Here is a 13,324-nt window from a genome sequence, read left to right as displayed (position 1 = left end):
AAATCAAGCAAACTCACAGGCTTGGGGGGGCTGATCGCAAACGACCGTGCGGCACCGACCGAGCATGTCGCGCAATCGCTTGGTGCAACGTTATGAAATGACGTGAGCGTGACAGTAACGGGTCAGGTGGGCCAGGCGGAACGGGTTCCAAGGCCGACACGCGATCGCTCGGCACGAACCCGAAACCAAGATTGCCGCAAGCGATATCTTGCCAGTCCAGCTGACATGACCATGTCGGGACAACCCGCAGAAGAGCGCCACATTCGGCACCATTTGGGATGCCATGAAAAAGCATCCGTGGTGACCCCTACGGGAATCGAACCCGTGTTTCAGCCGTGAAAGGGCCGCGTCCTAACCGCTAGACGAAGGGGCCATCTGTGCGGGAAGCGCCCCTCTAAGCAGTTGATGGGGTGCCGTCAAGCGCCCGTTTCCGGTTTTTTTCGCTTTTTCAGAATTCGACCGGAGCCAGGTCGTCGACATGCATTTCGGTGGCGTGATTGCCGTTCCAATTGTCGATCTTCACGCGGCCCGTGAGCCAGAAACGCCGGTCGCGCGGGGCGCCGAGCAGCGCCTGGCCGAGCGAGGTATCGACGCTGCGGAACGCCATCGCCTTGAACGATGCGCCATCATCGCCCGCTGCAATTGCACGGACATGGGTGGTACCGACGACATCACAGCGGACGATTCGCACCGGGCCGGTGGCGAGCCGCGGGGCGGGCCAGCCCATGCCATAGGGCCCCGCCGCCTCCATGCGCTCGACCAGATCGGGGGTGAGGCCGCGCGGGGCGACCAGCGCATCGACCAGCAGCCGCGCCGCGCCCGAAGCGGCGGCGACAGGAGCGGCGAGCCGGTCCTCCAGAAACTCGGCGAATCGGTCGAGCAGATCGGCGTTGATCGTCAGCCCCGCTGCCATGGCATGGCCGCCGCCCGCGACGAGCAGCCCGGCATCCTTGGCCGCGATGATGGCGGCGCCGAGGTCAACGCCGGGGATCGAGCGACCCGATCCCTTGCCGATCCCCGCCTCGTCGAGCGCAATGACCAGCGAGGGGCGGTTCGTCTTTTCCTTGATTCGTCCTGCGACGATGCCGATCACGCCGGGATGCCAGGCGTGGCCCGCGAGCACCGCGACCGCACGGTTGTGCTGCGCGGCGAGCAGGCCTTCGGCTTCCTCCTGCACCATTGCCTCGATCGCGCGGCGCTCATCGTTGAGCCGCGATAGCTCGGCAGCGATCGCGCGCGCTTCGCTCTCGTCTTCGGTGGTCAGCAGCCGGACGCCCAGATCCGCCGATCCGACGCGTCCGCCGGCATTGATGCGCGGACCCAATGCGAAGCCGAGATCCGAGCAGACCGGCGCGCGGGTGAGGCGGCTGGCCTCGATCAATGCGGCCATGCCGATATTGCGCCTGCGGCCCATGATTTTCAGGCCCTGGGCGACGAAGGCGCGGTTGAGGCCCTTGAGTTGCGCGACATCGGCGACGGTGCCCAAGGCCACCAGATCGAGCAGTTCCATCAGCGCGGGCTCAGGACGGCTGGCGAAATAGCCTTGCGCGCGGAGGGTGCGCACCACCGCAGCGGCGAGCAGGAAGGCGACGCCGACGGCGGCGAGATGGCCGTGCGATGCCGCCTCGTCCTCTTCGTCGAGCCGGTTGGGATTGACCAGCGCAAAGGCGCGCGGCAGCTCGGCGGCGCATTTGTGGTGATCGACGACGACGACATCAACGCCAGCCTCGTGCGCCATCTGCAGCGCCTCGTAGGCCATCGCACCGCAATCGACGGTGACGATCAATGTCGACCCGTCCTGCGCCAGCTTCGTCAGCGCCGCGCCCGAAGGGCCATAGCCTTCCATCAGCCGGTCGGGGATATAGGCCCCTGCGTCCAGGCCCAGATCGCGCAGCAGCCGGATCAGCAGCGCCGCGCTGGTCGCGCCGTCGACGTCATAATCGCCATAGATGGTGACCTTCTCGCGCGCGATCACCGCTTGCGCGAGGCGGTCGGCGGCATTGTCCATGTCGCGGAAGATCGACGGATTGGGCATGAAGCCGCGGATCGTGGGCGCGCGGTGCCGTTCCAGATCGTCGCGCGGCACGCCGCGGCTGAGCAGCAGCAGCGACACGAGGTCGTCGGGCTGCAGATCGGCCTCGCGGCGGTCGCCCTCGGCACCGCGCCAGTGCCAGGGCTGACCGGTGAGCGATCGGGTGATGCCGAGAACGGGATCGGTGTGGAGCGTGGCCATGGCCTGTCTCTAGCGGGCGCGATTCCGCTTGGCGAGGGTGTGCTGCATTGAAAGGGCTGGATTGCCGGTGGCTGGGCACTATCAAGGCGAGATGACCGAGCGGCCGACCCTGCTGATCCTCTGGCACAGCCGCACCGGCGCGTCGCAGGCGATGGCGGAGGCGGCGGCGGCAACAGCACGCGACGAATGCGCGGTGCGGCTGATCGCAGCGGAGCGGGCCGGGCCCGAGGACATGCTCGCCGCGTCGGGCTATATCTTCGTCTGTCCGGAGAATCTCGCCAGCATGACCGGGGCGATGAAGGAGTTTTTCGACCGCTGCTATTACCCGTTGCTGGGGCGGATCGAGGGGCGTCCCTATGCAGCGATGGTAGCGGCGGGATCGGACGGAGCAGGGGCGGTGCGGCAGATCGAGCGGATCGCGACCGGCTGGCGACTGAAGCGCATCGCCGAAAGCCTGATCGTCTGCACCCATGCGCAAACGCCCGAGGCGATTGCCGCGCACAAGCATCTCGATGACACTGCGCTCGCGCCTTGCAGCGAATTGGGCGCGATGTTCGGGGCGGGGCTGGCCATGGGCATTTTCTGAGCTTAAGTGTTTGCATCTGAAACGAGATTTGGGTCCATTCCTGGGGAGTATCGCATGCTGTTCCGTTCGTCGTTGCTGGCTGTTGCCGCACTCATCGCTGTCCCTGCCGCAGCGCAGCAGGCTAAGGTTGAAACCCGCCAGGTCGGCAACGCGCGGCTCGAGAATGTGCCCGAGATTCCGCAGGACATCCGCGATGCGGTGCAGCGCTACCAGAACTACCGCGAAGCGCGGTTTCAGGACTGGCTGCCAGACGGATCGATGCTTATCACCACGCGCTTCGGGTCGACCTTTCAGGTGCACCATGTGCCCGCTCCCGGCGCGGCGCGGCGGCAGCTGACCTATTTTGGCGAACCCGTTGGCGGCGCGAAGACCGTGCCCGGCAAGAACCGCTTTGTGCTGACTCGCGATACCGGCGGTGACGAGTGGTTCCAGCTTTTCGTCCGCGATCTTGATGGCATCGCCCAGCCGCTCACCGAGCCGGTGACGCGCAACCAGTCACCGGTTTTTGCCAAGGACGGCAGCCTGCTGGTCTGGTCGCGCGCTACCAAGGGGTCGGCCGACTATGCGATCATGGCCGCCGATCCTGCCGATCCCAAGAGCCGCCGGCTGGTCTGGCAGGGCATCGGCGCGGTCGGCCCGCAGGACATCAGCGCGGACAAGGCGACCGTGCTGCTCGCCAAGGGCATTTCCAACCGCGAGAACCATCTGATGCTGCTCGATCTGGCCAGCGGCAAGGTCACCCCGCTCGACTGGTCGGTCAAGGCGAAGGCCCGGTTCGAGGATCCGCGCTTCATCGATGGCGGCAAGGCGATCGTCGCGATCACCAATGCGGGCACAGACACGCGGCGGCTGGTGCGGATCGATACTGCCACCGGCAAGATGACTGCATTGTCGCGTGAGCCCGGGTGGGATGTCGAGGCCTATGACCTGTCGCCCGACGGCAAGACGCTGGCCTATACGCTTAACGAGGACGGCTATTCGCGCGTGGTTCTGATGCCGCTCGTAGGCGGTGCGGGCATGTCGCCTGCGCTGCCGCGCGGAGTAGTGACGGCCCTGTCATTCTCGCCCGATGGCGGCAAGCTTGCGGTGGGGCTGACCAATGCCACCACCGCGGGCGATGTCTGGACGGTGGAACTGGGCAACCAGGCGATCACCCGCTGGACCCAGTCCGAGCCGGGCGAGCTCGATCCCGCCAGGCTGGTCGAGCCGCAGCTGGTGCGCTTTACCAGCTTTGACGGGCTCACCGTCCCCGCCTTTGTCTATCGGCCCAAGAATGCCGCGCCCGATGCGAAGCTTCCGGTGATCATCGACATTCATGGCGGGCCCGAGGCGCAGACGCGGCCCAGCTGGAACCCAGGCGCGCAATATTTTGCCGATGTGCTCGGTGCGGTCGTCATCCTGCCCAATGTGCGCGGGTCGGACGGCTATGGCACCAAATACCTGAACCTCGACAACGGTCCGCTGCGCGAGGACAGCGTCAAGGATATCGGCGCGCTGATTGACTGGGCGGGCAAGCAGCCGGGCATGGATGCCAAGCGTATCGCGGTCTATGGCCAGTCCTATGGCGGTTACATGTCGCTCGCTTCGATGACCTTCTATTCGGACAGACTGGTCGGCGGGGTCGAGCGCTATGGCATCAGCGATTTCATCAGCTTCATGGCCAATACCGAAGCCTATCGTCGCGACAACCGCCGCGCCGAATATGGCGACGAGCGCGACCCCAAGATGCGCGCGGTGTTCGAACGGATCGCGCCGCTCAAGAATGTGGCCAAGATCACCAAGCCGATGCTGGTGATGCAGGGTGCGAATGACCCGCGCGTGCCGCAGTCGGAGTCCGATCAGGTGGTCGCCGCGCTGCGCAACAACGGGGTCGAGACCTGGTACGTGCTCTATGCCGATGAGGGCCATGGCTTCCTCAAGAAGGCGAATAACGACCTTCGCCGCGAGGTCGAGACGGTGTTCCTCAAGAAGCTGTTCGCGCAATGAGGACCTTCTTCGATGCGCGCCAGCATGACCATGCGCCCGCGATGGAGCTGCATAACGGTGCCTATGTGCCTTATGCCGAACATCGCGGACGGATGGAGAATGTGCTCGCAGCGCTGAGCGATGTCGAAGCACCGCGCGATTACGGCATGGAACCGATCCGCCGGGTGCATCGCGACAATTATCTCGCGTTCCTGCAGACCGCGCACCCGCGCTGGGTCGAGGCGGGGCGCAACGGCGATGCGCATGGCTATGCCTGGCCGGTGGTGGGGCGGCGTCCGCTGAACCTAAACCGGATCGACGCCGATCTCGGCCAGTTTAGTTTCGATGCCTCCAGCCCGATCGCTGCGGGCACCTGGAACAGCGCCTATTGGGCGGCGCAATCGGCGCTGGCGGCGACCGAGGCCGTGCTGTCTGGGGAGCGCGCGGCCTTCGCCCTATGCCGTCCGCCGGGCCATCATTGCGGCGCGGACTATCTCGGCGGCTATTGCTTCATCAACAATGTCGCAGTGGCGGCGGAGGCGGCGATCGCGGCGGGCCGGACGCGCATTGCGATCCTCGATGTCGATTACCATCACGGCAACGGCACGCAGGACATTTTCTACGATCGCGGCGACGTGATGTTCATCTCGGTCCATGCCGATCCTGCGACCGACTATCCGTTCTTCTGGGGTCATGCCGACGAACGCGGCGAGGGGGAAGGCGAGGGGGCGACGCTCAACCTGCCGCTGCCGCGCGGTACGGACCTGGCCAGCTATACGGCGGCGCTGGAAACGGGACTTGCCGCGATCCGCGATTTCGGTGCGGACATGCTTTGCGTCTCGTTCGGCGCGGATACTTTTGCCGGGGACCCGATCTCGCAATTCGCGCTGCAGACCGCGGACTACACGCCGATCGCGCGCTCGATCGCGGCGCTCGATCTGCCGACGGTGATCGTGATGGAAGGCGGCTATGCGGTCGATGCCCTCGGCGCGAACGTCGCGGCGTTTCTGGCGGGGTTCGGCTAGGGGCGTCGGCTCGGTGCCCCCTATTCCCCCTTTTTCACCTTGCGATAGGGCACGAACTCGCTCAGCGCGCAGCTGCCCAGCGGTACGCCGATGCGCAGGTCCTGGACCAGCACGATGTCGCCCGAGCACAGGCGGCCGACCGGGGTCTGCGAGATCATCGTGTTGTCGCGGGCGCGGGGGCAGCCGAGATACGGCGTGTTGACGTACACCACCGAGCCGTCGTCATAGAGCAGCACGTCGTCGCTCGCGGCGGTGGAGCGGCGCAGGCGGGTGCGCGGGATGCAGTCGACCGGATCGCCCGCCACCCGGTCCCTGAGATAGATTTTCGCGAGCTTCTGGCCGCGTTCGTCGAGATTGGCGATGGCATCGGCGGTGCGCGCGCGGATTTCCGCATCGCGGCTGTCCGACGCGACCAGCGGGGTGGCACAGGCGAGCGCGGCGAGGCTGAGCATGATGGGCATGTTGCGCATGGTCGTCATCCTTGTTCTGGGCCCCCGAAGAGCCTTAATATACCCCAGCCCGCCGCGCGTCGCCAGCGGCTTACCAGCTGCCGGTATTGGGCATCGAGACCCAGGGCTCGGCAGGCTCCAGATGGCCTTCCTGCAGCAGCTCGACCGAGATGCCGTCGGGGCTGCGCACGAAGGCCATATGGCCGTCGCGCGGCGGGCGGTTGATCGTCACGCCCGCATCCATCAGCCGCTGGCAGGTCTCGTAGACATTCTCCACGCGATAGGCGAGATGGCCGAAATTGCGCCCGCCGCTATATTCCTCCGGGTCCCAGTTGTGCGTGAGTTCGACCTCGGCGACGCCCTCCTGGCCGGGGGCTGCCAGGAAGATCAGCGTGAACCGGCCCTGCTCGCTGGAGAAGCGGCGGACCTCCTTGAGGCCGATCAGTTCGAAAAATTTGATCGTGGCATCGGGATCGGTGACGCGGATCATCGTGTGGAGATATTTGGTCATTATACTGGCCTCAGTTCATCGCAGTTAAGACACGGTTCATCGCAGATCTACTAATCGATCAGGCGTGTCGTCGGGGGGATGTGCCCCGCAGATATAGGCGGCGCGCAAGGCATTGGAAGGACTTTCGGACATGGTTGAGGTTGGGGGATCGGACGGATCGAGCAAGCGCGGCTGGGTGCGCGACAATGTGTTTCTCGCAGGGGCCGGGATATTGGCGATCGGCATGGTGGCGGGCGGCTATCTGCTCGGCGACGGGCTGCTGCGCGCCAAGCAGGCGGACCGATCGGTGACGGTGCGCGGGCTTGCCGAGAAAGACGTGACCGCGGATCTCGCCACCTGGACCATCGCCTATTCGGCCCAGGCCGATGACCTGGCGAGCGCGCAGGCGGATATCGATGCCGATACCAAGGCGCTGCGCGGATTCTTCACCGAGCTCGGCTTTGACGGCGACGCGCTGCAGCCGACAGGTGCCAACGTGTCGCAGTTCAGCAACAATTATGGCTCCACCACCTATACCATCCGCCAGCGCATGTCGCTGCGCACCAACGATATCAAGAAGGCGCAATCGGCGGTGAAGCGCCAGTTCGACCTGATCCGACGCGGCGTCGTGCTCGAGGAAGGATCGGGAATGGCGTACAGCTTCACCAAGCTCAATGACATCAAGCCCAAGATGGTGGCCGAGGCGACCAAGGACGCGCGCGCGTCCGCCGAACAGTTTGCAAAGGACAGCGGCACCGATGTCGGCGGCATCAAGAGCGCAACCCAGGGCTATTTCTCGGTTGAATCGCGCGATGGCGACAGCGGCGGCAGCTGGGGTGTCAGCGACACGCCGTACAAGAAGGTCCGCGTGGTCACGACGGTGGATTTCTACCTGGATTGATGGGCGTTGCTCGTCTTATCCGCTTGCATCACGCCTCTCCCTTGATGGGAGAGGCAGCGAGACTCGGTGGCTTGCCACCTAGTCGCAGCGGTGAGGGTGAGGGTGCCTTGGGGTGCTGTCCGAACAGGGCGTAAACCATTCTTTATCCGGAAAGATCACCCCCACCCAGCCCTCCTCCATCGAGGGGAGGGCTTTATGGGTTGCTCTGCTAGAGAGGGTCAGGGCTTTGCGGGCGCTGCCGTCTCCGCCTCTGCCCAGTCCAGCTCGCTCAGATGGCCGCGCGCGGTGCGCGCTATCGGCCCCTCGGGGCGAATCTCGATCGCCTGAGTCCAGTTGCGCCGAGCCACGTCGTACTTTCCGGCGCTCGCCGCGATATTGCCCGCCTCCAGCGCGACTTCGGGATCGCGCGGGGCAAGGCGCGCGGCGATGTCGATATCGGCCTGGGCGCGCTCCAGCTTGCCCAGCCTGCGCGCCAGCGTCGCGGAGAGCAGCCAGGCGAGCGGGTCCTCGGGCGCAAGCTTGTGCGCCTCGGCCAGCGCAATCTCTGCGGCATCGGTCTGCCCTGCGACCACCAGCGCGCGCGCACGGTCGAGATGCAGTTCGCCCAGCAACAGCCCCTGGGCAACGCCCTGTGCCAGTGCTGCGTCGAAATAGGTCAGCGCCTTGTCGGCATCTCCGGTTGCGAGCATGGCATTGCCCGCCTGGGTCCACAGGTTCGCGGCGCGCTTGTCGCGGGCAAGCTCGGCATCGCGCGCGGCGTCGACAAACGCATCGGCGGCGGCGGCCCAGCGTCCTTCCTTGGAATAGGCAAAGCCCAGGCAATGCCGCGCGAAATAGCCGCCGCCCGCGATGAGCCACTCATTGGCCGCGACGATGCCCGTCTTGGGATCGTCGGTCGCCGTGTCCATGCAGGCATCGAAGCGTGCCTCGTCGGTCAGGGGCGCCGTGAAGCCGGACGCGCGGGGGCCGGGTTTCGGTGCGTCGGCCTCGGCGGGTGCCGGTGCGGGCAGGGGCGGCAAGGCATTGGCGTCGGCGAGGCTGACCTGGGTGGCCGCGAGCAGCAAGACAGCAGGGAATATCGTCATGGCGGCTCCTGTGACGCGATCGACCTTAACCGGCGCTGGCTGGCTGGCGTGCCGCCGCTGCAATCGCGGCCGCGAAGGCCTTGCCGCCATCGGCCGTGCGGTCGAGCGACAGCCAGGGTTCGATCAGCTCGATTTCCATCAGCGCATAGCCTCCCCGGCCATCGCCGACCATGTCGATCCGCGCATAGAGCAAGTCGGCATCGATCGCCTTGAGCGTCGCCAGAGCGAGATCGCGCGCGGCCGCTGGCGGCTCGATCGCCTGCGACTGGCCCCCGAACTGGCCCTGTACGCGGAAATCCCCGCTTTTCGGGCGTTTGAGGATCGCGTGCGCGAATTCGCCCGCCAGCCAGAACAGCGAATATTCGCCCTCGCTGGCAATCATCGGCATCATCGGCTGCACCAGCATTGCCCGCCCCAGCGCTTCAGGCGGGCAGGGGGCGCCATCGCGCAGCAGCCAGGTTTGGTCGGATCCTGCCGAAACCGGGGGCTTCACCACCAGATCGGTGGTGCCGAAGGTGGCGCGCGCTTCGTCCACCGCCGCCGCGTCCAGCCGTTCGTGAAACCGCGTCGGCACGATCGCCACGCCGCGCTGTGCGAGTTCGAGCAGATAGCGTTTGTCGGTATTCCAGCGCAGAACCTCGAGCGGGTTGAGGAAGCGCACGCCCTGCCAGCGATCGAGCTGTTCGTGCCATTGCGGCAGCGCGCGGTGATAGCCCCAGGCCATCAGCGGCAGCACGAGATCGGCCTTGATCGGTGCGCTGTCGGTCCAGGCGCGCCATTCGACCGTCAGGCCATGCATGGCGAGCAGCGGCTCGATCACGACCGCCTGGTCCTGCCAGTCGTCATAGCGGGTGAGGTCGGCGGGGTCGGGGATGAGGATGCAGATGCGCATGGAACTGGCCTGGCTGGGATGGGGACGGGGTTCGGATCAGGCTTGATCGCTCCGCCCTTTCGGGTCAACAGTTGCGGCCATGACCGATCCCGCGCCCGTAATCCAGAGCCTGTTTGCCGGGCTGCCGATCTTCATGCTGCACCTGGGCACCGCGACGGTCGCGTGGGCGTTGGCTCTGGCGCTCTATATGTGGATCACCCCGCACAAGGAATTCGCGCTGATCCGTGCAGGGAACGTATCGGCAGCGGTGTCGCTCGGGGGAGCCGCGCTCGGCCTTGCGCTGCCGCTCGCCTTCTGTCTCGCCGCTTCGGTCAATGTCTGGGACGTGCTGATCTGGGGCAGCGTGACGCTCATCCTGCAATTGATCGCGTTCCGCGCGGTCGACCTGATGATCGGCAACCTGTCGAAGCGGATCGAGGAGGATCAACTCGCTGCTGCGATCTTCCTGGCCATGACCAAGGTCGCATTGGCCGCGCTCAATGCGGCTGCCGTCGCCGGATAGAAAAATGGCGGGGCCGCTTGCGCAGCCCCGCCATTTTCAACGATCGGCTATCGATCAGAAGCGGAACGCGGTGGTCACGCGGATCGAGTGGAACTCGAAATTCGGATCGCTGCGGCGCATGTCGGTCTGGCCGGCACGCAGCAGGAACGGGTTGGTCGCAGGCGCGGTGCCCGGACCGACATTCACGGCGAAATCGTCATTGGTATAGGTGTTGTAGAGATATTCGAGGCCGATGCTCATGTTGGGAGCGATCTTGGCTTCGACACCGCCACCAGCCTGCCAGCCCCACGACCAATCCTTGGTGTTGCGCGGCGTGAACGAGTTGGCAGCGTTCGAGGTGCGGAAGCCGTTCTCGATGCGACCATAGCTGACGCCGCCGGTGCCGTAGAACAGGATGCCGCCGCCCGGAGTATAGCCAGCGCGGGCTCGGGCCGAGATGGCGTAATCGAGTTCACGCGTGAACGTATAGTTGGCCGGGGTCGTGCTGAACGCCGTGACGAAATCCTTGGCTTCCGACTTGCTGCCCTCGACCAGCGCGCCGATGACGAAATTGCCATAGCGCTTGTCGGCGCCGATGCGGACACCGTATTCGATGCCGTTCTGGTCCTGACGGCAGCCGGCATCAGCATTGTTGCCCCTGGCCGAACCGCGGCAGAAGCCGGGGCTGAAGGCATTGAGGCCTGCGGTATTCAGCACGCTGTCGTTGAAATCGCCATCGACATTGGTGTCGAAGACAACGCCTTCACCGCGCGGGCTCGACTGAGCCGAATAGCCGAAATGGCCGCCGACATAGACGCCGTCGAAATCGGTATCTTCCTTCACCGTCTGGGCGAATGCGGGCGTCGCCAGCATGGCGACAGCAATGGCCGAAGCGGCGGAAAATTTGATGGGGGTCTTCATGGTTTCGCGTCCTTGCTTTTTGGTATTCAGACGGTTGCCAAACCTACAGACCCACGGCTCGGTTCCAACATCCTCAACATTGATGACAGGGCGTTGCGATTTTATCACACATTCAACATGTCGAATGGTTTGCATGAACGCTGCATTAATTGCGTTGAAGTGCGATATTCAGAAATTGGCGTTGCATTGCATTTCCAGAGCGACCAGCAACACTTGCGCAGCCGAACTTCGCCTAGCCGCTTGATTCTGTCGCCAGTGCCGGTAGCGTCGCAATTATGCACAAGATGACGGAAGGTTCCGAAAGCGCTCGGGGCGCATGAGCAAGGCGCGGACTTCCAACCGCCGGGGCTGCCTGCCCTGGGTTCTGGGGGCGGTGCTGCTGATCGTCTGGTTTGGCGGCAGCGAAGAGGAATGGGGCGATGCGCCGCTCAGCGTCGAACAGTTCGACCCGCGCAGCCCGCGCCGCCCGATGCCCGATATCGGGGAGAGCTTTGTCATCGCCGATCCGGGGCCGCAGCAGGACAGCCAGGGCACGGCTTTCGCCGTTGATCGTGACGGCACCTGGCTGACCGCGCAGCATGTCACGCATGGCTGCGACCGGATCGGGCTGGTTGCCGAGGACGGCGTCGATGCGATCAGCGACGTCCTCGAAAGCGGCGAGGCCGATGCGTCGGTCATCCGTCAGGGGCCGCTTCCCGAATTCGCGCTCGCGCTGACCGAAGAACTGCCGGAGGAGGGCGCGTTTGGCTATCATATGGGTTTCCCCGCAGGCAATCCGGCGGTGGTGGTCTCGCGCTTTCTGGGCGCCGCCTATGCCTCGCGCGGTGGCCCTGCCGGGCAGAGCGAGCCGATCCTGGCCTGGGCCGAAGCCGAACGTGTCCCCAGTTTCGATGGGCCGCTCGGCGGCATCAGCGGCGGGCCGACCTTTGACGAGCAGGGCAGGGTGGTCGGCGTGAACGCCGCGTCCACCCCGCGCCGGGGCCGGGTGCTGACCACCGACCCGCTGGCGGTGTTGCGGCTGGTCGTGGCTAGCGCGGCGGTCGACGAGTCCGGCGAGGTTACCGATCTGTCCAGCCCGGATCGCGCCGCGCGGCTGTTTCAGCTGTTGCTCGACCGGGGGATCATCCGGCAGGTCTATTGCGATGTCCGCTAGGGCTGGCTAAAGGCGCGGCACGATTTTGCCAGAACGGACCCCATGATGACCGAGACCCCGGAAACCCCCGAACAGACCCCCGCCGCTTCGACCGGCGCTGCGGACGTGCCGCCGGACCGGCTTGCGATCAATCCGCGCAGCCCCCATTTCGACGCCGATCTGCTCGGCCGCGGCATCGGCATCCGGTTCAAGGGTGTCGAGAAGAACAATGTCGAGGAATATTGCATTTTCGAGGGCTGGATCCGGGTGCAGGCGGGCAAGACGATGGACCGCAAGGGCCAGCCGCTGACGCTGAAGCTGAGCGGCCCGGTCGAGGCATGGTACAAGGATCTGGGCGAGGACGCGCCGGTCGCCAAGGCCTGAACGCCCGGCTCAGCTGCCGGTTGAAGCGATCAGGTCACCGATTGGATCGACCGGCAGGCGGGGCACCGGGGCCGGCGACGCCTGGGCCGTCGCCTTGCGCACCTTCTCTTGGCGTTTCAGATATTTCGCATATTCGCGGCGCTGCTTCTCGATCTGCTTCAGGCGGCGCTTCGCCTCCTTCTCGGCCTGACGCTGCGCCTGGCGTTCCTCGCGGCTCAGGCGCCCATCGCTGCGATCGGCTGAGGCGATCTGCACCGGCGGGACCTGCAGCTGGCTCGGCGCGCGGCCCTGCGGGTATATGAAGCCGTGCACCGGATAGCGCGTCGTGCCCAGCGCGCCGATCGGCGTGTACCAGACGCGTACCTCGCTCCAGTCATTGGCAGCCGAGACATCCTCGGCCAGCACATTGCGCTCGATCTGTCCCTTGCGGCCGTCGATCGGCGACCAGTTGGCGTGATCGAGCAGGACGCGGCGTTTGTCGATCACCTTGGCGACCGTCGCGACATGGCCAAGCTGCATCGAGCGATAAGGCTTGAACGCCATTACCGCGCCGACTGCAGGCCGCTGGCCGCGCTGGTATTTGCCCTCCGCCTGCTGCCACCAGCTGTGCGCATCGCCAAAGATCTGGATGCCGCTGACCTGCCGGGCATAGGGCACGCATTGCAGCATCGGCTCCTGCGCCGAGGCCAGGGGCGCGGCGAACAGCAACGCGGCGGCCATCGCCAGAACGGGCAAGGGGGCAAAGCGGGGAGACATCGCGGCAAAATTGCGGCAAAATGG

General features: G+C 65.5%; 14 protein-coding genes and 1 tRNA gene. 7 read left to right on the top strand and 8 right to left on the bottom strand.

The window, feature by feature from the left end; genetic code table 11:
* Positions 1 to 298: 298 nt before the first annotated feature.
* Together OPU69_RS12140 and recJ are read right to left on the bottom strand one after the other, a co-directional pair.
* Positions 299 to 373, bottom strand: a tRNA-Glu gene (locus tag OPU69_RS12140).
* 75 nt (positions 374 to 448) lie between these two features.
* Entirely contained in the window at positions 449 to 2,233 is a 1,785-nt protein-coding gene (recJ, locus tag OPU69_RS12135; protein ID WP_498511337.1) for a single-stranded-DNA-specific exonuclease RecJ, read from the bottom strand.
* Between the two features lie 91 nt (positions 2,234 to 2,324).
* On the opposite strand from recJ, the gene OPU69_RS12130 reads away from it, so the two are divergent.
* The 3 genes from OPU69_RS12130 to OPU69_RS12120 are packed head-to-tail and all read left to right on the top strand — an operon-like array spanning position 2,325 to position 5,809.
* Entirely contained in the window at positions 2,325 to 2,819 is a 495-nt protein-coding gene (locus tag OPU69_RS12130; protein WP_060977755.1) for a flavodoxin family protein, read from the top strand.
* Between the two features lie 54 nt (positions 2,820 to 2,873).
* A complete protein-coding gene (locus OPU69_RS12125; RefSeq protein WP_498511335.1) occupies positions 2,874 to 4,805 on the top strand; it encodes a S9 family peptidase in 1,932 nt (643 codons plus the stop codon).
* Complete coding sequence (locus tag OPU69_RS12120) at positions 4,802 to 5,809, top strand: histone deacetylase family protein (RefSeq protein WP_498511333.1); 1,008 nt, start codon at positions 4,802 to 4,804, stop codon at positions 5,807 to 5,809. The genes OPU69_RS12125 and OPU69_RS12120 overlap by 4 nt, the downstream gene beginning before the upstream one ends.
* 20 nt (positions 5,810 to 5,829) lie before the next feature.
* On the opposite strand, the gene OPU69_RS12115 is transcribed toward OPU69_RS12120, so the two are convergent.
* On the bottom strand, positions 5,830 to 6,279 hold the full coding sequence (locus OPU69_RS12115) for a hypothetical protein (protein ID WP_498511331.1): 450 nt from the start codon (positions 6,277 to 6,279) through the stop codon (positions 5,830 to 5,832).
* Between the two features lie 70 nt (positions 6,280 to 6,349).
* Positions 6,350 to 6,769 carry a VOC family protein gene (locus tag OPU69_RS12110; RefSeq protein WP_498511329.1) on the bottom strand — a complete coding sequence of 140 codons (420 nt, stop codon included), beginning with the start codon at positions 6,767 to 6,769 and terminating at the stop codon, positions 6,350 to 6,352.
* A gap of 130 nt (positions 6,770 to 6,899) precedes the next feature.
* Between OPU69_RS12110 and OPU69_RS12105 the strand changes: the two genes are divergently transcribed.
* Complete coding sequence (locus tag OPU69_RS12105; RefSeq protein ID WP_498511327.1) at positions 6,900 to 7,649, top strand: SIMPL domain-containing protein; 750 nt, start codon at positions 6,900 to 6,902, stop codon at positions 7,647 to 7,649.
* A gap of 218 nt (positions 7,650 to 7,867) precedes the next feature.
* Here OPU69_RS12105 and OPU69_RS12100 read toward each other — a convergent pair whose 3' ends face one another.
* Positions 7,868 to 8,734 (bottom strand): tetratricopeptide repeat protein, encoded by an 867-nt coding sequence (locus OPU69_RS12100; RefSeq protein WP_498511325.1) that lies wholly within the window; start codon positions 8,732 to 8,734, stop codon positions 7,868 to 7,870.
* Between the two features lie 25 nt (positions 8,735 to 8,759).
* Entirely contained in the window at positions 8,760 to 9,626 is an 867-nt protein-coding gene (locus OPU69_RS12095; protein WP_498511323.1) for an ATP-grasp domain-containing protein, read from the bottom strand.
* 79 nt (positions 9,627 to 9,705) lie between these two features.
* Between OPU69_RS12095 and OPU69_RS12090 the strand changes: the two genes are divergently transcribed.
* Positions 9,706 to 10,128, top strand: coding sequence for a DUF350 domain-containing protein (locus tag OPU69_RS12090; protein WP_060977748.1), 423 nt, complete (start codon positions 9,706 to 9,708; stop codon positions 10,126 to 10,128).
* Positions 10,129 to 10,182: 54 nt separating this feature from the next.
* Here the strand turns inward: OPU69_RS12090 and OPU69_RS12085 are convergent, their stop codons facing one another.
* Positions 10,183 to 11,028 carry an outer membrane protein gene (locus OPU69_RS12085; protein WP_066281185.1) on the bottom strand — a complete coding sequence of 282 codons (846 nt, stop codon included), beginning with the start codon at positions 11,026 to 11,028 and terminating at the stop codon, positions 10,183 to 10,185.
* A 316-nt stretch (positions 11,029 to 11,344) separates the two neighbouring features.
* Between OPU69_RS12085 and OPU69_RS12080 the strand changes: the two genes are divergently transcribed.
* Positions 11,345 to 12,181 (top strand): S1 family peptidase, encoded by an 837-nt coding sequence (locus tag OPU69_RS12080; protein WP_498511320.1) that lies wholly within the window; start codon positions 11,345 to 11,347, stop codon positions 12,179 to 12,181.
* Positions 12,182 to 12,226: 45 nt separating this feature from the next.
* Positions 12,227 to 12,544, top strand: coding sequence for a DUF3297 family protein (locus OPU69_RS12075; RefSeq protein ID WP_498511357.1), 318 nt, complete (start codon positions 12,227 to 12,229; stop codon positions 12,542 to 12,544).
* A 9-nt stretch (positions 12,545 to 12,553) separates the two neighbouring features.
* Here OPU69_RS12075 and OPU69_RS12070 read toward each other — a convergent pair whose 3' ends face one another.
* Positions 12,554 to 13,300 (bottom strand): CHAP domain-containing protein, encoded by a 747-nt coding sequence (locus OPU69_RS12070; protein WP_060977745.1) that lies wholly within the window; start codon positions 13,298 to 13,300, stop codon positions 12,554 to 12,556.
* Between the last annotated feature and the right edge of the window lie 24 nt (positions 13,301 to 13,324).

Source organism: Blastomonas sp. 34TW (genome assembly GCF_059803595.1).
Note: the sequence above shows the minus strand (reverse complement) of the source record. Positions and strands in the feature narration are given on the sequence as shown.